Genomic DNA, 21,035 nt, shown 5'->3' with positions numbered 1-21,035 from the left:
TATTGAAAACTAATAATTGAATTCGTAATACTTATATTCTCCAGCGGCTAAAAAGATAGTGTCAGAATATGAAGTTGTTACTCCATTTTTGGTTACATCCCATGTGAAATACCAATTACCCATTGGAACTTGAACAAAGTTTGGCATGGTGTAATCCGCGCAACCATCGTAAGTAGCTGGATTATAAAATCCCACATAACCTGCTAAGTTTGTAATTCTTGTAACTTCTATATGATCCCCCCCCCCCTGACAGGAGGAGTTATAATATCTGAATTTCAAATAAGCACACTCCGCAAATTCAAAATCAAAATGTCCATTTTTGTCATTCGCTCCGCCAAAATACATGGTAATTTCTTTATTGTAACAGCTGCTTTCAGGTTCAACAACACGCACAGCGTATGTTCGGTATTGTTTCTCTCGAATAATCTCAGTGGCTTCTCCATTCTCGTTTAAAAATCCAGATTTTTCGGTTTTGTATTTTTCACCGTTTCCACTGGTAGTAGATGAAACTATATAATATTGCAATCCTGCATAACGCTCACCAGTAGCAGCATTTGTAGCCGTAATATGGATGGATCGTTTCTTACCACATGAAACGAACAGAATCCCCAATAATACAATCAATAACACCCTCATAATACGATTATTTTTTTAGTGATTACTTGTTCGTTTTCGTTCCATTTCAGGAAATAGACCCCTTTGGGTAATTCAATGTACAGCTTTTTGTTGTTTTCGGCAATGGGTCCTTGCTTAAATATTCTACCGTTTGAATCAAAAATGGAATAGTTTCCTGCAGCAAGCGGAAACAAAACGGTAAATCCTTCTGTTGCAGGGTTTGGGAAGATTTGAAGATCGATGGCAAGATTAGCTTCTTTATTGTCGTTATCCAAGAGCGAAATTTGTAGTTCGTTTGATTCTTGGTCAGATTCTGTATTGCTTGCGCTTTTTCCTCCTTCCCTTGGCCGCGAACAGCCATCACAATACTCATAAGCGTGGAATCTGCTGCCACTTTGTGTATGAAACCCAGGGGTTATATGAATACCATTACAGGCATAGGCTGTTATTTCTCCGCTCGATTCAATGATGTAGGCTCCAGTATCTGTCTTTGGAGTCACCGATGCGCCAAAAATGATACGATCGTATGCTTTGTACCAAGCTTTGTAGCGGTAATTTGGATCCCATTGCAGGTGGTTCTTACCAATTATTTTATTCTGCAGATAAACGACATCTGCTTCTACTTCATCTAGAATAAAATTGCGGGTATGTACTAGGTAAACATCGTCCATTCCATCATTTTCATCTATGGAAGCCTGCATTTTAATGTGCTCGTAGGTTTGCGGATCACAATACACCGCCTCAAAAGGAGTAATGTTGAAATGATTGGTTGGATGAGCTAAATTTGGATAACCATATAGATTAGATGCTGGATTGTTTTGAATATCAAATTGATTAAACATCAATCCTTCATCTTTTAGATTATAATACAGGTTATTATTCTGCCAAATGGAAGGGTTTATTCCCAATGCAGAAACCATTGGTAGAAAAGAAATATGTCCTTTATAGTGCTGTGTCCCCCATAATGGACCAAAAGGAAGTAGAATGTTTTGAGCTGAAGCAACCAAAATATTGATAGCCCCAACGGGAATGCCAGACAAAGGAGCTGCATTCCAATTCATAGCACCTTCGTCATAAAATTCATCCTTGTATCCACCTTGTGCTAAATCCCACTCATAGGCATTATTTGTTTTGTAGAATCGTTTAAACCATAGGGGAAAACCTAAGAACAAATACAAGTCTTCTCGTTTAAATACTTGTCTTGCTGTGCCAGATTGTGAACTGTAGATACTTCTGTTGAATGCTTTTCCACCATACCAAGCAGGGGCAAAAACGTTTTGTGAAAATAATTTCATTCCAGGGAATAACCCATATTGTGAATCGTAGTTGGCAGAATTATTTCCAGTTGATATAGCGACATTTCTGGTGAAGGTTGGAAAAGTTTTGCGCAAATCATTCATTGGGGTGAATTGATGATTGAACCAATTATCCAATTGATTGGAAATATTCAACTTTTCAGATGCAGGAGCAGGAGTAATCGTATATACATGATTATCTTCTGTTAGATTGCTACCAATAATGTGATTCATCAACATATCTTTAGATGCAGCATCCGTTAAACTTTCGTATGCAAATAAGGCAGGCATACTGAATGCATACATATCTCGATAAACAGCCTGAGCAAACATGGGTACATTTGCTCCCCAATGTGGAGAATCAAAAGGAATATAGAGACGTGTGTGGTGATGTGGCGTTCCAGTTTCCATGTGCTCTTTTTCCAGTTTCTTCAATGCATAGCGCCAATGTTGTCCGCCAGCACTAAAACCAATGACCACATTTTCCCAGTCTTCATTTGGAAAGTGTTCCTTTTTCTTTTCGTTAATAAATTTGATGAAATCCCCCAAAATACTCCCAGCATGATTAATACCTCTATTTCCTGGAGTTTCTTTGACAAAAATGACATCATATCCCATTTCTGCTAAAGAGGTCAGCAATGACTTAAAATCAAATTGATCGTAATACTTATTAAAAGATAAAAGAAATTGCGAAATAGGCCTGTAAGGCGGAGCAAAAATGACAGGACGTCTTATTTTCTCATTCACATTCCCACAACCATATAAAATACAATACTGTAAATCATTCCCGAAATACCGAACAGGTGAATCCCATTGACTTGCAGATTTTTCGGTGTTCTTATACTTATATGTCCTTGTAGAGACATAAAAAGAAAGTGTATCGGATATACTTACCCCGTTGAGCATGTATTCGATGGCAGCTTGTCCAAGTTGAAAATCTTTCAGAATGGAATAGGTGATTTGATTAGCTGTTGCTGAAAAGGGCTGAAAACCAGTTCCCATATTCAGATGAATAGAATTAATTGTAATATCCGGACTGGTAGAAATGAAGTCTTCTGTGTAATAAATGGTTCCTTGATCGTAGCCATGTTCACCATCCAGTTCCAAAATTGCTGCACTTTTCAACATTACTTTCTGATAGATTGTACTTTCATCAATACTTTCGTTCAATTTCAATTGGCTTTGATCGTTTGAGAACACTCCAAGAGTATTGAGTAGAGTTGTATCAATGCGACTTACCTGATGCAATAACAGTCCAAAAGGTTGTTTCAGCTGATCCAATCCGGAGGTGTCTCGCATGTCCAATTGAAAATTCTCCAAACGATGTAACAATGCTGTGTCAGAATACATATAGGTAGAATCAACATAGCTTAAAGCTATATCAGAATACGCCTGAAGCCAGCTCCATCCCTGAGATACACCTGAATAATCACTATATTGTAGTTGATTAATCAAAAGTGAGTCTTCTGTCATTGAACGTTCAATCAAAGCTGGACCGTAAATAGTTGGATCTAAAAGACCTAATACTGTATCAGCAACTTGCCTTCTTGTTGTAAATTGAAGGGTATCCGTTTGTCCCCAAGCCTGTGAACCCACAAGCAAGAGGAAAGCTACTAAGAACTTTCTCATAACTTACAGTTTTACAGGTTTCTGTTGTGCTTGTTGAATTTGTAAAATCAATTCCTGCTGCAAACGAATGGTTTCTTGCTGTTGTTTCACCAATTCTTCTTGAGTTTTTACCCGCTCATTGATCTGAAGCACGTATAGCGTTAATTCTTCCACCTTTTCCATCAGCATTTTACTGTTTTCAGCTATATTCAAACCATTAGTTGTCATTTCGGTTGCACTTGGCACATTGGGTAAATGCTTGTTTTGGTTGATAAACTGCTGCAGTTCGTTCAAAGGCATTAAAGAGTAATTTTTATCAAACACATAATCTGCCCAGTTGTCTAGATTCACTTTTATTTCGCGTGCATACAGCAATCCTGTGTGGTCCAACTGCATCAATTTTCGGGGTAGTACACTTGGGTTACTGCTTAGGGTTTTTTCAATCAATAGGGGGTGTAATTGGGAATTTAGATCTAGCCGCACATGAAATTTAGCATCTGGTCTCACACCAACTCCCAATCGTGGATCAGGAGAACATGGAGTTTTAATCAAAAACATGCGTTGCGGATTGGCTGTAGCTTGCCAAAAAGGAGCGGTTTCAAGGAGATTACCGTGTATATCTGTTGCACAATTCGTTGCTGGTTCAGAACGATAGAGCAGACTCTTCAAATCGCCGCCATTTTTTACTTTGCCCAAAGCATCAATCGTTAAGATCCCATCTTCTGGAAGACTTGTATCTCCCAAGGATTTGATTTGTAAGTTGCCTTCTTCTAAGAAGACGTTTTTAGATGCATGTAGGTCATCTCCCAAGAGGGTTTTTCCATCTACACGTAAGTCGCTTTTAATGTGTGCATCTCGGTCAACGATCATCGAATCGCGAACAGTTAGCGTAGAATCGATTCGTGCTGACCCATTCACGGTAAGTCGTTCAGAGGGTGATGTTGTTCCAATACCTACATTTCCAGTTGTCGGAAGTGTGTTGGATTGAGCAAATGATAGTGCAGAAATGCAGCTAAAGCCGAGCATTAGTAAGCCTTTTAAAAAAATGGGGGGGGGGTAAAATTTGTGGTTTTCATGAGTAGTAATAAATTAGTTGCGATTAAATCTACAACTTATTCAATTACCAAGCATCAGTATAAATACCGAAAAGCCATTGCGGGAAACCACATTTTTTGTTGTGAAAGAGAAAAGAGTTTACAATTCCCCCATCAAAATCAAGGTCTCTTTTGCTGCCGCTTGCTCAGCTAGTTTTTTGGAATTTCCACTACCTTTTCCGTAGTTTACAGAATTTACCTGAACAATAACCTCGTAGAACCAAGTCCCGTGATTGTTCTCTTCTCTCAATACAACAAATTCCAAAGCCAATCTTCGTTTCTGACTCCAAATAAACAATTTGGATTTAAAGTCAATTTCTTCTTCCAAGATTTTGTTCAGATCAACATACTTGCGGAAGATGTGGTTGTAAATAATTTTCTTGGTTTCCTCGTAAGAACTATCCAAATAAATAGCTCCAATGATGGCTTCGAAGGCATTTCCTTCCAAAGAAGATAAATTAATTGATCGACCTTTGTTGTAGCGAAGAATAGAGCGCAATTCGAGTTCTTCTCCAATTTCAGAGAGTGTTTTACGCGAAACGACTTTTGATTTTACTTTGGTCAAATACCCCTCGTCTTCTTCTGGAAATCGTTGAAACAAGAATTCAGCAATGATGGAATCCAAAATGGCATCTCCGAGGAATTCCAAACGCTCGTTGGAAAAATCTTTTTGTCCATGATAGGCAATGGAACGATGAGTTACCGCTTGATAAAACAGTTCGATATTCTTTGGTCTATATCCAAAGCGATTTATAAAAAATCGAATGAATGCAACGTCTTCAGGAGACCTTTTTTGCTTGAGAAATGGTAATCTAAATTTCACCTAGATTTTACCCTTTATACTTTCGCACAATCACAGAAGTGTTGTGACCACCGAAACCAAAGGTGTTTGATAAGGCAACATCCACAGTACGGTGCTGAGCTTTATTAAATGTAAAATTCAATTTGTTATCAATTTCTGGATCATCTGTAAAATGATTGATCGTTGGGGGAACAACATCATTTTGAACAGCTAGAATACATGCAATTGCCTCGATAGCGCCTGCAGCACCCAATAAATGCCCAGTCATTGACTTTGTGGAGCTGATATTTAGTTTGTAAGCATGTTCACCAAACACTTGCATGATTGCTTTTGTTTCAGCCAAATCACCAAGGGGTGTAGATGTACCATGAACATTCACATAATCAATTGCTGTTGGTTCCAACTCTGCATCTTCCAATGCAGCAATCATTGTGTTTCGTGCGCCAATTCCATCTGGATGCGGAGCGGTCATGTGATAAGCATCGCCAGACATTCCACCACCAAGTATTTCAGCATAAATAGTTGCTCCACGTTTAATAGCGTGTTCGTACTCTTCCAAAATAAGTGCACCACCACCTTCACCCAACACAAATCCATCTCGATCTAAATCGAATGGACGAGAAGCTGTTTCTGGTGAATCATTTCGAGTAGACAAAGCTCTTAAAGCATTAAATCCACCCATTCCCATTTCATTGACTGCAGCTTCAGATCCACCTGTAACAATTGCATCTGCTTTACCCAAACGAATCAAATTGAACGAGTCAATGATTGCATTTGTAGCCGAAGCGCAAGCAGAAACAGTTACGTAGTTTGGTCCACGTAAGCCATATTTAATGGAAATATGACCTGCAGCAATATCTGCAATCATTTTAGGGATAAAGAATGGATTGAACTTTGGAGTTCCATCTCCTGCAAAGAAATTTTGAGACTCATCCTGAAAGGTTTTTAGTCCACCAATTCCAGAACCCCAAATAACACCAATTCGGTCTACATTTGGGTTAGATTCCATCAATTTAGAATCAACCATGGCCTCTGTAGCAGAGACCATGGCGTATTGTGAAAATTGATCTAATTTCCGTGCTTCTTTTTTGTCGATGTGATCTTCGACATTAAAATTTTTAATTTCACAAGCAAATTGCGTCTTAAACTTAGAAGCATCGAATTGTTGAATTGGAGCTGCACCACTCTTCCCATTAAGTAATCCATCCCAAAATTCTGCAACAGTATTACCAATTGGCGTAATAGCGCCCAACCCAGTTACAACAACCTTCTTTAGCTCCATAAATGTTTAATTCGTTTTAAATGCTCGGAAAACTAAGATCTCTTAGTTAGCGTTTTGCTCGATATAAGAAACTGCGTCACCAACTGTTTGAATGTTCTCAGCTTGATCATCTGGAATAGCGATGTTGAATTCTTTCTCGAATTCCATGATCAATTCTACAGTATCTAGTGAATCAGCACCTAGATCATTTGTGAAGCTTGCTTCGTTTGTTACTTCGCTCTCTTCAACTCCTAACTTATCTACGATAATAGATATTACTCTTGATTTGATATCAGACATCTCAATTCTTTTATAAGGTTTTTCAGCTTGCAAAGAAAATAGGAAATGCGATAAAAACAAAATATAAAGTGACTTAATTGCATAATAAGTCTTTGAAAAATCTTGTTTTCAGCTTGTAATCCGCCTGTGCTGTGTCATTTGGATTATGTAACTTTGTGCCATGAACAAGAAATCCATAGCGCTATTCGCATCTGGTAATGGCTCAAATGCAATAAATTTGATTCATTTCTTTCAAAATCACCCCAAAATTGAGGTGAAAACACTCCTCTGCAACAGAGAAAATGCTCCGATTGTGGAAAAAGCCAAATCTTTAGGAATAGAAGTACTCCTATTTTCCAACGAAGAGTTTGAAAGCGGATTAACGGTTCTTCAAGAGTTAGATTACCGAGCTATTGATTGGATTATTCTAGCTGGATTTTTGCGAAAAATCCCTGTAAATATTATTCGTGGATATCATAATCGCATTGTTAATATTCACCCCTCACTGCTCCCGAAGTTTGGCGGACAAGGAATGTATGGAAAGTTTGTGCATGAAGCTGTAATCGACGCAAAAGAGTCTAAAAGCGGTATTTCTATTCATTTAGTAGATGAGGAATTTGACAAAGGAAAAGTGTTGGCGCAATTTGACACACTAATTGAAGAAAAAGATACCCCAGAAAACCTTGCAGAGAAAATTCAACTACTTGAACACAAACATTTTCCTATTATTGTGGAACAAACGATTTTAAACAACTGAGTGTATGCTTAATTATTTCACTGCTTTTAACTTTGGCGAACTTTTCAAAGCTTCGATGGTCCTATTTGCGGTTATTGATGTCATTGGGTCAGTTCCTTTAATTATCAAAATTCAAGAACAAAGCGGAGATATTCATCCAGCACGAACCAGTTTTGTATCACTTGGAATCATGATTGGATTTCTCATTTTGGGAGAATCTATCCTGAAATTATTTGGAGTTGATGTTGGTTCATTCGCCGTTGCGGGTTCCTTAATCTTATTTGCAATGAGTTTAGAAATGATTCTTGGAGTCCGTTTGTTTCGCGATTCTGTTTCTGGAAAAACTGCAAGTGTTGTTCCATTGGCTTTCCCTATTATTGCAGGGGCCGGAACAATGACAACGTTAGTTTCTCTTAGAGCAGAGTTTCAAAATATTAATATCGTTTTGGCGATTCTTTTAAATGTCTTATTGGTTTACACCGTTTTGCGTTTAACTAAACGTATCGAGCGCATTCTTGGTCCTGGAGGAATTGCCATTATGAAAAAAGTGTTTGGAATTATTTTGCTTGCAATTGCAGTGAAACTATTCACTACCAATATCGCTAAGATTATTTTGAATATAGAAACAGAAAAGAAAGTTCAAAAGGTGGAAATTGTACATGCTCCTCAACAGGATAAACCAAATACACCAAGTGAGCAAAAGGATTCAACACTGAACCAGTAGGGTGCTTATTTGTCAGTTATTTTGCGGGAAAATCAATTGATATCCCAACCCGTTTTCTCTTAAAACAGTCAGTTTGGCTCCAATTTGATTTAAGTGATTCATAAAATTGAAAATTCCAAAAAAGCCCAGATCCTGTATGTAAGGAATCTGGGCTTTTACTTTATGTGTTTTTATCTTAGTCTTTAATCAAGAACTGGAATCTATCCAAGTTTTTCAATGCGATACTTGTTCCACGTGCTACAGCTCTCAATGGATCTTCAGCTATATGGACAGGTAATTTTGTTTTCTCATTGATACGACGATCCAAACCACGCAACATAGAACCACCTCCTGCTAAGTAAATACCTGTTTTGTAGATATCAGCAGAAAGTTCTGGTGGCGTTTGTTCAAGAGCACTTAAAATTGCTTCTTCGATTTTAGAAATGGTTTTATCTAAAGCGTGAGCAACTTCTGAATATGTAATGATAATTTCTTTTGGAATCCCTGTCATTAAATCGCGACCACGAACTGCATAATCAGCTGGCGGATTGTCTAATTCAGGAAGGGCAGCACCAACTTCAATTTTGATTTGCTCTGCAGTACGCTCACCAACCAAGATGTTGTGTTGACGACGCATGTATTCTTCAATATCGGAAGTAAAATCATCACCCGCAATACGAATAGACTTATCACAAACTATTCCACCCAAAGCAATGACAGCAATTTCAGAAGTACCACCACCGATATCGATAATCATATTTCCCATTGGTTCTTCCACATCGATACCAATACCGATTGCAGCAGCCATCGGCTCGTGAATCAAATAAACTTCTTTTGCTCCCGCATGTTCAGCAGAGTCACGCACAGCACGTTTCTCAACCTCTGTAATTCCAGAAGGAATACAGATAACCATACGAAGTGTTGGGTTAAATAATCGTTTCCCTGGATTAATCATTTTGATAAATCCACGAATCATTTGTTCAGCACTTTGAAAATCTGCAATTACGCCATCTTTCAACGGTCTAACTGTTTCAATCAATTTGTGTGTTTTTCCGTGCATCTGTTGTGCCTTCTTACCGATGGCCACAACTTTACCCGTTTGTATATCTTTTGCTACAATTGAAGGTTCATCAACCACCACTTTGTCATTCATAATGATCAGTGTGTTTGCAGTTCCTAAGTCAATAGCAATTTCTTGTGTCAGAAAATTAAACAATCCCATCCTAGCGCGCTCCTTTTTGCGTTTCTTTCCCTTATTCGTAAATTCTTGGAAAGTGTTACAAAATTAGACTAAATAAATTGAAAAAAGTCTAAATCTTTCATCAATTTGCAGAAAGAATTTTGAAATTCAATAAATTGTTTTAGCAACTACGCTAAATCATTCAAAAAGTGTTGGTTTTACTCAAGAATTGCGAACCTCATAAAACAAAAAAGCCCAGTCATTACCGACTGAGCTTCCAACTATTTTTAGAATTAATGCTTAAAATGTCTATTTCCTGTGAAAACCATCGCCAACCCGTTCGCATTGCAGTAATCAATCGACAATTCATCTTTGATAGAACCACCCGGTTGAACAACAGCTGTAATTCCAGCATTTTGGGCAATTTCAACGCAATCTGGGAAAGGGAAAAATGCATCAGATGCCATTACCGCTCCGTTTAAGTCGAACCCGAAATTTCGTGCTTTTTCAATGGCTTGTTTCAATGCGTCTACGCGGGAGGTTTGACCTGTTCCACTTGCAATTAACTGCCCGTTTTTAGCGAAAACGATTGTATTCGACTTTGTGTGCTTCACCAATTTATTCGCAAAGATTAAATCTTCTACTTCCTGAGCAGTAGGAACCGTTTTTGTTTTAGGCTCAAAATTCGTTGCAGATTCAGACAATAGATCTTTTTCTTGCTCCAAAACTCCATTCAATAAGGTTCTAAATTGACGGTTTGGCAATTTGACTTGTTTTTGAACTAAAAGAATGCGATTCTTCTTGCTTTTCAAAACCTCTTCCGCATCTGCATCAAAACCTGGTGCAATCACTACTTCACAAAACAAATCGTTGATTTGATTAGCCGTTGCTAAGTCAATTTTGCGATTTGCAATTAAAATTCCTCCAAAAGCAGAAGTTGGATCACCAGCTAACGCATCTGCATAAGCTTGAGCCAAAGTAGGACGAGTCGCTAAACCACACGCATTGTTGTGTTTTAAAATTGCAAAAGTTGGATCATTTTTCTCAAATTCAGCCATCAATTGCACTGCTGCATCTACGTCTAACAAGTTGTTGTACGAAAGCTCTTTTCCATGAAGTTGATCAAACATAGCGGAAAAATCTCCGTGAAACCACCCTTTTTGATGTGGATTTTCTCCATAACGAAGTGATTGACTCTCTAAAATACTTTGCTTGAAAACAGGAGTTTCATTATCTGCATTGAAATAATTAAAGATGTGCGTATCGTAATGAGAAGAAACCATGAATGCCATTTTAGCAAACTGCTTTCTTTGATCAATTGTTGAAGAAGCTCCTTGTCCATTTAAAATTTCCAAAAATGCTGCGTATTGATTTACTGAAGGAATAATAACCACATCGTTGTAGTTTTTAGCTGCAGCACGAATCAATGAAATTCCACCAATATCGATTTTCTCAATAATGGATTGATGATCTGCTCCAGAAGCAACCGTTTCTTCGAACGGATATAAATCTACAATTACTAAATCGATTGTAGGAATATTGAATTGTTTTGCTTGGTCTAAATCAGCTTGAAGATTTCTTCGGTGCAAGATCCCGCCAAAAATTGCGGGATGTAATGTTTTCACACGTCCACCAAAAATTTCAGGATACGATGTCATTGATTCAACTGGTACAACCGGAATACCCAATCCTTCAATGAACGTTTGCGTTCCTCCTGTAGAATAAATCGTTACCTTTTCTTCGTTCAATTTACGTACAATTGGCTCTAAGCCGTCTTTGTAATAAACTGAAATTAAGGCCCCTGTAATTTTTTTAGTGTTTTCCATATCCATAACTTGTTCCTTCCAATCAATCTGATTCGAGGGCGCAAAAGTACCGATTTTAAATGGAAAATCGTTGTAGTTTTTAGATAATTAATTACCATCACTTTAGAAGGAAATAAACACATTAAAATTACTTACCTTGGTAAATGGTGGATAATCGTGCACTTATCCCACTAAAGGATAAAATAGGAAAAGCCAGCTACCTAAATCCTTTTCTTCTGGTTTTAAACAGCGCATTATTCATATTCGTGTAACTCAAAGAAAATTCTAAGCTTCCACCTTTATAACCATAACGCAAAGCAGAAAGAGTAAAATCATAAGAAACTCCAAAATGAAATCCTCTCCAATCAATTTGCATTGTTGGAGCAATTGCATCTTTTAAACGTGTGTAAACACCCAATCCGAAAAAGGCATCCTGACTGAATCCTGTAATTTTACCGCCATCTTGAAAACGTCTTCTTAAAATCAATCCTAAAATAGATTCGTAATGTCCACCTTGAATGAACTGAGCAAATTGCGCATCAAAAGCCAATTTTGAATTGGGAATATCCATCGAATATTTAACCATTCCAACATACTTACGCGCCAATTGCTCTTGGGAACCTGTACGATATCTCATCATAGGCCCATTCAAATGATATCCAGCAAATCCAATTTGAAACTTGACATCATTATTACGCGCGAATGTTGTTTGCCCTCCATCAAATTGGTAAAAGACTCCAGCTGAAGCATCGATGTATGCAAACGAACTAAGAGTTCCTGTTTCACCACTAGCAATTGTAGGGTCGTAAGCCCCATTTCCATTCCATTGGGAATCATAAATCAACCGAGACATATCACCCGTTCGATTTCCCATTCCTGCTTGAATTCCAAGTGACAATTGGCTTCCTGCTCCCACGGGTAGAATTCCTGAAACCGTTAATGACCCATTTTGCATTCCATAGCCTGATTTACCCGCAATATCGTTGTAAAACTGAAGTCCAACTCCTAAATGAGCTTTGGGTTTTCGATCACTTTTGAAAAAATTTGCATCGGCAGTAATCCCAGATGTCATATAAGTTGCACCTCCTGCCAGCCACTGATTCCGATGTTGAATCGCTATTCTTTCCCAACCATCGTAAACACCAACCGCTCCAGGATTGAGTAAATTTGGCGCTTGAAGAATTTGCGTTACATGAAAATCTTGGGCACTTGCTGACAAGCCAGTCAAAACTACAAGTGCCGTAAATATCCTTCTCTTCATGATTACCTTGTTACAGTGATATTACCTGAATATGTTTCCTTCTTACCATTCGTAAAAACAACATTTGCCTGGAAAGCATAAACGCCTGTGTTTAATTTCTCTCCATTGAAAACTCCATCCCATTTGAAATTTGGATCAGAGCTAACAACCATTCTATTCCCCCAACGGTCATAAACATACCAAGTAAAGGATGCAACATCGCGTCCAATTCGAGGAGCTAAAAAGTCATTTAAACCATCATTATTCGGTGAAAATGCTGTTGGCATATGGAATCCTAAGAAACACATTTCTCCAACAGGATTCGGATCACAAGAGTCTAGCGGATCTGTTCCATTTGTTACTTCATCTCCATCATTGATTCCATCTCCATCTGTATCTGGATTGTTTGGATCGGTGCCATACACAACCTCACTTCCATCTAAAATTCCATCTCCATCTGTATCTACATTACAAGCTGGGGTAGCATTTGGAGGAGAACAAGGATCTAAAGGATTTGTCCCATTGGTAACCTCATCGCCATCATTAATTCCATCCCCATCTGTATCAGGATTGGTCGTATTTGTACCAGCAGTGGTTTCTTCCGCATTCGTCAATCCATCACCATCTTGATCACATGGACCTGCATTTGGATTTGGAATACATGGATCTGTATTTGCAGGATCTGATTCGTCATTCACCCCATCACCATCCGTATCTGTAGTACTAGGCTCCAATGCGTCAATGATTCCGTCACCATCTGAATCTAATGGTGTTGAAGGATTTGAACCAATTTCGGCACAATCATTTTCACCATCTCCATCTGTATCAGCCACATTCGGATCTGTTCCTGCAATAACCTCGTCAGTATTCAAACAACCATCTCCATCAATATCCGGATTATCAACAATGAAAACTGCCGTGATTGTTACTGGAGCAACAATATCCATCGAATTTGTATCTTGAGCTATTGGTGCTGTAAGCGTATTTGCAGTGTGTTCCCAATGAGAGAATACATAACCAGTTAATGGCTTGGCTATTAAATTGGTTTGAATACCTCCAAAATAGTTTGCATTCCAAGGATAAGTAGGAGCCCAAACAGAGTTTACTTTAACCTCTCCAGAAAGTGCAGGACTAACCGTCACTACGATTGCACTTGGACCTGTAACTTGATAACAATCCACCAAACCTTGGTTTAATGCTGTACAACGCAAATTGATAAAATTCCGCATTGCCTGAACGTTAGCTTGCCACCCTGCCACTGTTCCTCCCCATCTAGTGCAATGTTGAGCCATTTCTGGAGCTATCTGATTGACCATGCTGTCTAGCAAATTATTCATGTACGCACACGAGAAATGAGTATTTACCAAATCAATATATCGGGAAATATAATACTGTTCAACTACCGGATTTTCATCAATTAATTTCTGAATAATATTTGTGTGTCCTTGTCCTCCTGGATTTGGAAGGTTTTCTGCTTGACATGGATTAGCGTTGGCACTTGGATCAGGAATGTTTGTAAAGTTGATATAATGTCCGAAACAAGCATCCATATCCCAAAGAATATAACGCCATTTCTTCTTGTCGCCGTTCGGATCCATTCCACGCCACCAGCCAGTATTCCAATTCAACCAGTCTTGGCTAACGATATAGGAGTTGATGACAAAATAGTCAACCAAAGATTCCCAGTTCAATTGGCTATCCACATACGTGAAATTGGCAGCAACACCCATATTATTGGTGTTGATATAATTTCTCAATGCGTTCCAATCTGGAAGTGCATTCGGAGCTCCATATTCTTCCCAGGTAGTCCCCCAGGTTTTCAAATATTGTAAGTTAAATTTATCCTGATTATAATAGTGTTTGGTGAAATCTGCATCATCTGCTTTTTCACGCAATTCGTAGACTCCCCAGTATTGTCCGTTCAAATAAACAACGCATGGTCTCCAGGTACGCTCGTCCAGCTTCAGGTCAGCACGCTGAGAAAGTGTATGCACAAAAGCATCGCGGATATGTGCTCCTCCTGTTTCGAACGGATAATTGTCACTTGCTGCAGGTTTTAAAATTAAACGCTGAAATTTATCCCGATTTTCAGTTGGAAAGATTTGGTGCTCAATTTCATGATCGTATCCGTATTGATCTCTCATAATAAAATCGAAACCTCTTTGTGGATAAGCCCAAGAGTCATTACCGTGTTTGTTAAACTGCCCTTCCCCTTTACCAGCAAATGATTTATCAGCCTCCCACAATTCAAAAAATCCCTGAGGCTCTATTTGAGTTCCATTCAAAAGAGTTGCCACCGAATTAGGTCCAGCACCAGCAATTGACACAACAGGAACTGTGTGATTGACATTGATGAAATAAGTCCCTGACATCGTAAAACTTACTTGATTCGTCGAAAATGCTTTCGCACGTAAAACCTTCGTAGAAGTAATCGCAACTGGTGTAGAATACAAAGTAGAAGTTGCTGTAGGTTCAGAACCATCTGTTGTATACCGAATCGTTGAACCAGCATCTGGACAAGTAATTGTTACATTCTGGGTTGTTGTATAAAACCCTGCAGCTACGCTAAATACGGGTGTTGATGTGTAAAAATTAATCCCTCCAGTATTTGAAGCCAGTGGAGTCGGTGTTAAAAACAATCGCCAAGTAGCCGCACCATTCGTTTGGCGACCAATTGAATGATTTTGCTTGGTCATTTGTGTAAACTCAATGAAATCAACAGTAACATTCGCGGGACTTGTCAAAATAAACCACTCATTGGAAGTTTGTGCCAAGTTAAAATTTGGATGGATTTCATTTCCACTAACAATTCCTCTTCCGCTACAATAAATCATTTTGTAACCACCAGCAGCAATTGATCCAGAAGGGATTTGCCATTTTGTGGGATTGTTGTCATTATCAGAAAGGTAATATCCAGTTAAATCAACCGCACTCGCACCAGCATTGTATAATTCGACCCAATCTTCTCGTTCACCAAAGGCATCTGTTGGACCGGCAATATTCGAACAAGAATATTCATTGATAAAAACTTGAGAGCTTGCTACCTTAGATAAAAGAAGTAACAAGAAGAAGAATAGTGTTTTAGAGAGAGTGTGTAGTTTCATGGGTAGTTTCCATTTAAGAGTGTATAATTTTACGAATCTTTTATGTTATAATCCAAACACTAGACGTATTATTTCACGAAAAGTAGCTAAAAAGTTCATTTTTATTTTACAATTACTTATTTCAAAAGTATTATTTGATTAAAATTCTCTTAATATTGTGACTCTATTTAAACTCGACTAATGAAAAAAATATTTTTTGGAATTGCAATTATCGCTGCAATTTCTTCTTGCAAAAAAGTAGAAGGTGATGGCGGAAGGGCATCAATCACTGGAAATGTTCTTGTTAGCGAAACACTTTATATCAATGGTCAAGAGGTCGACACCGTTACTTATAGTGGTGCAAAAGAAGATATTTACATTGTTTACGGCGAGGGAAATACCATGTATAACGACAAGATTGAAGCCTCGTACGACGGTTCTTTCAAATTCGAATTTTTACAACCTGGAACATATACTATTTTTGGCTACAGTGAGATTTTACATAAAGGAAATAACATTCCCAATAACGACGATGACTACAAAACCTTAGAAGTTGTTAGTAAAACGATTACAATAAGTAAGAAGGAACAAGGTGATTTGGGAACCATTACACTCCTAAAAAATTGGTGATGAAATCACTTATTTCAATAACACTCGTTCTGTGCATTTATTCCATATCTTGGGGACAACAAAGCACCAGAGGGCAATTTTGGTTTAGTGCAGGAATAAAGCGCGAAATAAAATACGATTTAGAAGTCAATTTGAATACCAACCTTCGTCTCAACAACTTTGGGGAGTTGGCTACCTTGTATCAAGAAGCAAGTGTTAAATACACCAAATTAGATTGGTTTAGACCTTCTATTGAATACCGAATCATAACCAACTATGATGAGCGCAGAAATTACGACAATAGTCACCGCTTAAATTTCAATGCTGATTTTAGACACAAAATTGAACAAATCAAATTTGGGGCTCGTTTGAGGTATCAAATGTACATTGGAGGGTTTGTTTCCACTGGAAGTGATTTAGATCCTGCTTTCCGAATAAAACCTCATGTTGCTTGGGATAGACCAAAATCTAAAATTACTCCAGAAGCCTCTGTGGAATTTTTCTATAACCCAAATTTTGGACCTTATGGAAATCGATTTAATCGGGTTCGTTATGGATTAACACTTGATTTTGATCTTCCGAAATCGAACAAAATTAGTTTGACTTACTATTACGGACAGAAATTCAGTTCAAAAAATAATTACAGCGAACATATTCTTTCTTTGGAGTACACTTACGAATGGAAAAAGGCTAAGAAGAAAAAGAAAAAGGAGGAAGAAATTATTGAGGAATAGTCTTTCAATTCAAAGAACAACGTGGTCATTCACGAACCACTCCGCACTCGAAACAATCTGAATCACATGTTCAGTATTTAGAATAATACATCCCTTCGTTGACTATCTAATTTTAACAAGATAAACAACAACATCGAGAAGGACATTAAAGAGGATCCTCCGTAGCTAAAGAACGGTAAAGGAATTCCGATTACAGGAGCCAATCCAATGTTCATTCCGATGTTGACCGCAAAGTGGTAGAAAACAATCATTGCTACACAATAGGCGTAAACGCGATTAAATGTAGACCGTTGGCGTTCAGCAATGACAATTATTCGGAACAACATTCCCATAAAAAGTCCTACAATAGCGAGGCTTCCCATAAAACCCCATTCTTCCGCAAGTGGGCAAAAGATAAAATCGGTTTCACTTTCAGGAACGTGATTTGAACGCACACTTGCAACACTTGCTTTGCGATAGCCCTTTCCAAACATTCCTCCAGAGCCAACGGCTGCCATTGCTCTGTTGCGGTTGTAATCCTTTCCATCATCGTCTTTGCGAAGACCAAGTACCAATTCAATACGATCCTTTTGGTGAGGGGCTAAGCTTGAAAAGGAAAAATTCACAGTTGTAGAAACGGCAACGGATAAAAACCAACCCGTAATGATGATTAGTAAAACCCGTCGAAGATCTCTTTTGGAAGAAATCCATCTCAAAACTAAATAAGCAATGAGCGCAATGACCGTAATCACTGTAATTACTCCATAAAATCCAGGAATTAATACACCTGGTAAGAACGTAAATTCATACTTGTTGCTGCTCATCAGCAAGGTTACAATGGAAAGAAAAACGACGTAGAAAAGAATCGGAATAAAGTGACTTCCAACCCATGTTTCTTTAAAACGAACTCCCGGAATAATATTTACCAATTTCAATACCAATGGATCGAAAGTGATTCCTTCCCGATATAATACAAAAAAGAACGAAGTGAAAACAACAAATGTTCCAGCATCTGGTTGTAGTAAAATCATTACCATCGGAACCATTACAATCGCTAGTGCAATCAATACTGTTTGCACATTTTGGTTCTTCACGTTTACCGTTGAAATATAGCGCGAAAGAACAATTGCGGTTCCAATTTTCATGAATTCCGCAGGTTGAATTCCCATTGTACCAATTCCCAACCAAGCTCTTGCTCCATTAATTGGCGGTGTAAATAAAACAACTATCAATAATGAAAAACAAAACAAATAAATAGGAATGGCAAATTTTCGATAAATGTCTGAATCAATCAAAAACACCAAAAAGCCGAGGAAAATAGAAATTCCAACCCACATAATCTGCTTTCCATACTTTTGAGAAAAATCAAAAATATTGGGATGGTCGGGATCGTATGCTGCTGAGTAAACGTTGGCAATTCCCATACCCAACATAATGACCACTATTGAAAGTAGCCACCAATCCACATGTTGTGTCAAGGAATCTTCTCTTCTCATTTACTTTTCTTCGTAATTAATTCTTCTTTGTTGAACCGCACTAACGCTTGTTCATTTTTCAAAAGCGAACTCTTTCAAATAATCATCCGCTCTTTGTTGAACTGCACTAACGCTTGTTCATTTTTCAGGGGTTTCACCCCTTCTTCTTTTTGGGCCGCGCCTTAATGTTCAAAAGGTTCGCATTGACGATCATTTGTTCCTTTGCTTTATCTTTCACTTTCCGGTGAATGTACTTTTCCATCATCAAACTTGCAGTTGGAGCAGCCCAAACACCTCCGAAACCGGCATTTTCTATAAACACAGCGATTGCGATTTTTGGGTTTTCCATCGGTGCAAATGCAATGAAAACCGAGTGATCTTCCCCATGCGGGTTTTGTGCCGTTCCCGTTTTTCCGCAAACCGTCATTCCTTCTACCTGTGCTTTTTTCGCGGTTCCGCCCGGTTCGTATACCGCTCTTCGCATTCCTTCAATAATCGGGTCAAAATTGACAGCGTCTACCTTGGTTCTGTGGATTTTTTTGAACTGCGGAAGTGGTCCTTTATTTCCAATCGAACGGACAAAATGCGGGGTGTAATACCAACCTTTATTTGCTATAATTGCAGCAATATTGGCCATTTGAAGCGGTGTTACTTTCACCTCTCCTTGTCCGATGGAAATAGAGCGAATCGTTGAAAATGCCCATGTATTGTGTCCGTACCATTTATCGTAATAAGCAGAATTTGGAATTAATCCAGAGCGCATTCCAGTAACATCTGTTTCAAATTGGCTTCCCAATCCAAAACTCATCACATAATCATACCATTCATTCAATCCTAATTCGGCATCAGCAAAAACAGAACGCTTCTTTCCCTGTTGAATGATTCGTCTCATCACATAATAGAAATATGGATTACAAGAGTGTTTAATTCCATCAGGAAGATTGGTGGCATTGGGGTGATTGTGACAACCAACCATAGATTTGGTGCATGGAAAACCCGATTCTGGAGTAATGACACCTTCTTGCAAACCAATCAGGGATTGCAGAAGCTTAAAAATGGATCCCGGAGGATACTCTGCCGCTAGAGGTCTTGGATACAATGGTTTTCCTTCATCCAACAATAACTTGGGGTAATTTCTACCAATATTTCTTCTTCCAACCAAGATATTTGGGTCGAAACTCGGTGCTGAAACCAAAGCCAATATTTCACCCGTTTTTGGTTCAATGGCAACGATACAACCGCGTTTGTTTTGCATGAGCTTTTCACCATACACTTGCAACTGAATATCCAAACCAAGATGTAAAGCTGGTCCTTGCTCTGCCAAAGTATCGTATTTTCCACCAGCATAGGATTCAATTGCATTGTTGAGTGCTGAAGTTACTATGTACTTGATTCCTTTTTGTCCTCTTAATTCCTTTTCATAAAAACGTTCTATACCAGCTCGTCCAACCTGATCTCCTCCTCTGTAGAAACGATCTTCATCAACTTCTTCTTTAGAAACCTCATTCAAATACCCAAAAATATTAGCTCCTCCTGAGAAAGGATAACTTCGCATAGAAGTCAAATCTTCATAAAATCCAGGAAATTTTTCTAAATGAGGAGCAATTCGAGTAATTTCATCAATTGTTAATTCTTTGATAAAGGGATAAGCACGTTGAGGCTGATAATTATCTTGTAATTTGCCCGTATTTGGATTTCTATACTTTCCTTCCCCTTTTTTGATTTGGTAGAATCGATCCTTTACTTCCTGCTTCGTCCAACCAACTAATTTAGCGAATTCAAGTGTGTCAAAATCACGAATATTCTCTTGTTTCATCATCAAGTTGTAGTAACTTCTATTGGTTACAACTTTCTTGTTTCGGCGGTCGAAAACAATTCCTCTTGGAGGAGTAATTTCGATTCTTTTTTCAGCAATTTCCTGCGCCCTTAACTTCCATGAATCATCAACAACCTGCATGAAGAAAAGACGAATCAAGTAGATTGATCCAACGAGGATGAAAAACACCAGTATCACATATTTTCTGCCATCTAAATTCATCGGATTTCCTTTTTATTGGAGACAAAAATAAACTGCACTAATAAACTTAAAATAAAAGAAGTAGGAACACTTAATCCTATTTTTAAAAGGACCCAAAGAAATTCATTTAGTTTAAACGATTCGATGAAGAAAAACCAAGTATTATGAATTAAAAGAAGGGTTCCGTATGCGTATAAAAACCAACGTCCACCCATCGAGTAAACATTGACAGACTCAACACTTTCGTATCCATCACGAGGAGAAAGCCATTTAAAAATGAGTGGTCTGAAAAAAGCCATGATTACAGCGCTTGAAGCGTGAAGTCCAAATGTGTTTGAAAATGAATCGATAACTAATCCAAAAATAAAGCTCAAAAGCATTAATGGAACCGTTCCCAATTGAAATGGGAGCATAAAGATAAACAAAGGATAAATCATCGGATAAATCCCAAATCCTGGTTCAATATTATTTAAGATCAGTACTTGAAAAAGTACAAACAAAACAAACCGAATGCTATTTA

Annotated in this window: 17 protein-coding genes; 4 read left to right on the top strand and 13 right to left on the bottom strand. The window is 38.2% G+C overall.

Features of this window, described 5'->3' with window-relative positions; translation table 11 throughout:
- Window positions 1-9: 9 nt before the first annotated feature.
- From FLUTA_RS09530 to FLUTA_RS09505, 6 genes are all read right to left on the bottom strand, one after another.
- The gene (locus FLUTA_RS09530) at window positions 10-636 is read right to left on the bottom strand and encodes a hypothetical protein (protein ID WP_013686660.1); all 627 of its coding nucleotides are present in this window, start codon (window positions 634-636) and stop codon (window positions 10-12) included.
- Window positions 633-3,539, bottom strand: a complete 2,907-nt coding sequence (locus FLUTA_RS09525) for a T9SS type A sorting domain-containing protein (RefSeq protein WP_013686659.1) — start codon at window positions 3,537-3,539, stop codon at window positions 633-635. The genes FLUTA_RS09530 and FLUTA_RS09525 overlap by 4 nt, the downstream gene beginning before the upstream one ends.
- A gap of 3 nt (window positions 3,540-3,542) precedes the next feature.
- Window positions 3,543-4,544, bottom strand: coding sequence for a hypothetical protein (locus tag FLUTA_RS20750; protein ID WP_013686658.1), 1,002 nt, complete (start codon window positions 4,542-4,544; stop codon window positions 3,543-3,545).
- Window positions 4,545-4,712: 168 nt separating this feature from the next.
- Window positions 4,713-5,435 carry a ribonuclease III gene (gene rnc, locus FLUTA_RS09515; protein WP_013686657.1) on the bottom strand — a complete coding sequence of 241 codons (723 nt, stop codon included), beginning with the start codon at window positions 5,433-5,435 and terminating at the stop codon, window positions 4,713-4,715.
- Between the two features lie 7 nt (window positions 5,436-5,442).
- Window positions 5,443-6,696: a beta-ketoacyl-ACP synthase II gene (gene fabF / locus FLUTA_RS09510; protein ID WP_013686656.1), complete on the bottom strand. Its 1,254-nt coding sequence runs from the start codon at window positions 6,694-6,696 to the stop codon at window positions 5,443-5,445.
- A gap of 42 nt (window positions 6,697-6,738) precedes the next feature.
- Window positions 6,739-6,975 carry an acyl carrier protein gene (locus FLUTA_RS09505; protein ID WP_013686655.1) on the bottom strand — a complete coding sequence of 79 codons (237 nt, stop codon included), beginning with the start codon at window positions 6,973-6,975 and terminating at the stop codon, window positions 6,739-6,741.
- A gap of 160 nt (window positions 6,976-7,135) precedes the next feature.
- On the opposite strand from FLUTA_RS09505, the gene purN reads away from it, so the two are divergent.
- Together purN and FLUTA_RS09495 are read left to right on the top strand one after the other, a co-directional pair.
- Window positions 7,136-7,711 carry a phosphoribosylglycinamide formyltransferase gene (gene purN, locus FLUTA_RS09500; protein WP_013686654.1) on the top strand — a complete coding sequence of 192 codons (576 nt, stop codon included), beginning with the start codon at window positions 7,136-7,138 and terminating at the stop codon, window positions 7,709-7,711.
- Between the two features lie 4 nt (window positions 7,712-7,715).
- On the top strand, window positions 7,716-8,414 hold the full coding sequence (locus FLUTA_RS09495) for a MarC family protein (protein ID WP_013686653.1): 699 nt from the start codon (window positions 7,716-7,718) through the stop codon (window positions 8,412-8,414).
- A 175-nt stretch (window positions 8,415-8,589) separates the two neighbouring features.
- Here FLUTA_RS09495 and FLUTA_RS09490 read toward each other — a convergent pair whose 3' ends face one another.
- From FLUTA_RS09490 to FLUTA_RS09475, 4 genes are all read right to left on the bottom strand, one after another.
- Window positions 8,590-9,615, bottom strand: a complete 1,026-nt coding sequence (locus FLUTA_RS09490) for a rod shape-determining protein (protein WP_013686652.1) — start codon at window positions 9,613-9,615, stop codon at window positions 8,590-8,592.
- A 251-nt stretch (window positions 9,616-9,866) separates the two neighbouring features.
- Window positions 9,867-11,399: a bifunctional phosphoribosylaminoimidazolecarboxamide formyltransferase/IMP cyclohydrolase gene (purH, locus tag FLUTA_RS09485; RefSeq protein WP_043024216.1), complete on the bottom strand. Its 1,533-nt coding sequence runs from the start codon at window positions 11,397-11,399 to the stop codon at window positions 9,867-9,869.
- 196 nt (window positions 11,400-11,595) lie between these two features.
- Window positions 11,596-12,639, bottom strand: a complete 1,044-nt coding sequence (locus FLUTA_RS09480; protein ID WP_013686650.1) for a PorP/SprF family type IX secretion system membrane protein — start codon at window positions 12,637-12,639, stop codon at window positions 11,596-11,598.
- Window positions 12,640-12,641: 2 nt separating this feature from the next.
- A complete protein-coding gene (locus FLUTA_RS09475) occupies window positions 12,642-15,722 on the bottom strand; it encodes a CotH kinase family protein (protein ID WP_013686649.1) in 3,081 nt (1,026 codons plus the stop codon).
- A 180-nt stretch (window positions 15,723-15,902) separates the two neighbouring features.
- On the opposite strand from FLUTA_RS09475, the gene FLUTA_RS09470 reads away from it, so the two are divergent.
- Together FLUTA_RS09470 and FLUTA_RS09465 are read left to right on the top strand one after the other, a co-directional pair.
- Window positions 15,903-16,331 carry a hypothetical protein gene (locus FLUTA_RS09470; protein ID WP_013686648.1) on the top strand — a complete coding sequence of 143 codons (429 nt, stop codon included), beginning with the start codon at window positions 15,903-15,905 and terminating at the stop codon, window positions 16,329-16,331.
- A complete protein-coding gene (locus FLUTA_RS09465) occupies window positions 16,331-17,044 on the top strand; it encodes a DUF2490 domain-containing protein (RefSeq protein WP_013686647.1) in 714 nt (237 codons plus the stop codon). Before FLUTA_RS09470 ends, FLUTA_RS09465 begins: the two co-directional genes overlap by 1 nt.
- Window positions 17,045-17,121: 77 nt before the next feature.
- On the opposite strand, the gene rodA is transcribed toward FLUTA_RS09465, so the two are convergent.
- The 3 genes from rodA to FLUTA_RS09450 form a co-directional block, all read right to left on the bottom strand.
- Window positions 17,122-18,519 carry a rod shape-determining protein RodA gene (gene rodA, locus FLUTA_RS09460; RefSeq protein ID WP_013686646.1) on the bottom strand — a complete coding sequence of 466 codons (1,398 nt, stop codon included), beginning with the start codon at window positions 18,517-18,519 and terminating at the stop codon, window positions 17,122-17,124.
- A 133-nt stretch (window positions 18,520-18,652) separates the two neighbouring features.
- Window positions 18,653-20,536 (bottom strand): penicillin-binding transpeptidase domain-containing protein, encoded by a 1,884-nt coding sequence (locus tag FLUTA_RS09455; RefSeq protein ID WP_013686645.1) that lies wholly within the window; start codon window positions 20,534-20,536, stop codon window positions 18,653-18,655.
- A complete protein-coding gene (locus tag FLUTA_RS09450; RefSeq protein WP_148235418.1) occupies window positions 20,533-21,015 on the bottom strand; it encodes a rod shape-determining protein MreD in 483 nt (160 codons plus the stop codon). The genes FLUTA_RS09455 and FLUTA_RS09450 overlap by 4 nt, the downstream gene beginning before the upstream one ends.
- Between the last annotated feature and the right edge of the window lie 20 nt (window positions 21,016-21,035).

Origin of the sequence: Fluviicola taffensis DSM 16823, assembly GCF_000194605.1 — a bacterium.
Taxonomy (GTDB): Bacteria; Bacteroidota; Bacteroidia; order Flavobacteriales_D; family Crocinitomicaceae; genus Fluviicola; species Fluviicola taffensis.
This window is presented reverse-complemented; position numbering and strand designations above follow the sequence as displayed.

What these genes read in the sequence shown, in the direction of transcription:
- FLUTA_RS09505 (WP_013686655.1), bottom strand. Translation starts at nt 6,975, where the DNA reads ATGTCTGATATCAAATCAAGAGTAATATCTATTATCGTAGATAAGTTA.
- FLUTA_RS09480 (WP_013686650.1), bottom strand. Translation starts at nt 12,639, where the DNA reads ATGAAGAGAAGGATATTTACGGCACTTGTAGTTTTGACTGGCTTGTCA.
- FLUTA_RS09490 (WP_013686652.1), bottom strand. Translation starts at nt 9,615, where the DNA reads ATGGGATTGTTTAATTTTCTGACACAAGAAATTGCTATTGACTTAGGA.
- rodA (WP_013686646.1), bottom strand. Translation starts at nt 18,519, where the DNA reads ATGAGAAGAGAAGATTCCTTGACACAACATGTGGATTGGTGGCTACTT.
- FLUTA_RS09475 (WP_013686649.1), bottom strand. Translation starts at nt 15,722, where the DNA reads ATGAAACTACACACTCTCTCTAAAACACTATTCTTCTTCTTGTTACTT.
- purN (WP_013686654.1), top strand. Translation starts at nt 7,136, where the DNA reads ATGAACAAGAAATCCATAGCGCTATTCGCATCTGGTAATGGCTCAAAT.
- FLUTA_RS09455 (WP_013686645.1), bottom strand. Translation starts at nt 20,536, where the DNA reads ATGAATTTAGATGGCAGAAAATATGTGATACTGGTGTTTTTCATCCTC.
- FLUTA_RS09465 (WP_013686647.1), top strand. Translation starts at nt 16,331, where the DNA reads ATGAAATCACTTATTTCAATAACACTCGTTCTGTGCATTTATTCCATA.
- fabF (WP_013686656.1), bottom strand. Translation starts at nt 6,696, where the DNA reads ATGGAGCTAAAGAAGGTTGTTGTAACTGGGTTGGGCGCTATTACGCCA.
- FLUTA_RS20750 (WP_013686658.1), bottom strand. Translation starts at nt 4,544, where the DNA reads ATGCTCGGCTTTAGCTGCATTTCTGCACTATCATTTGCTCAATCCAAC.
- FLUTA_RS09495 (WP_013686653.1), top strand. Translation starts at nt 7,716, where the DNA reads ATGCTTAATTATTTCACTGCTTTTAACTTTGGCGAACTTTTCAAAGCT.
- FLUTA_RS09470 (WP_013686648.1), top strand. Translation starts at nt 15,903, where the DNA reads ATGAAAAAAATATTTTTTGGAATTGCAATTATCGCTGCAATTTCTTCT.
- FLUTA_RS09525 (WP_013686659.1), bottom strand. Translation starts at nt 3,539, where the DNA reads ATGAGAAAGTTCTTAGTAGCTTTCCTCTTGCTTGTGGGTTCACAGGCT.
- FLUTA_RS09530 (WP_013686660.1), bottom strand. Translation starts at nt 636, where the DNA reads ATGAGGGTGTTATTGATTGTATTATTGGGGATTCTGTTCGTTTCATGT.
- purH (WP_043024216.1), bottom strand. Translation starts at nt 11,399, where the DNA reads ATGGAAAACACTAAAAAAATTACAGGGGCCTTAATTTCAGTTTATTAC.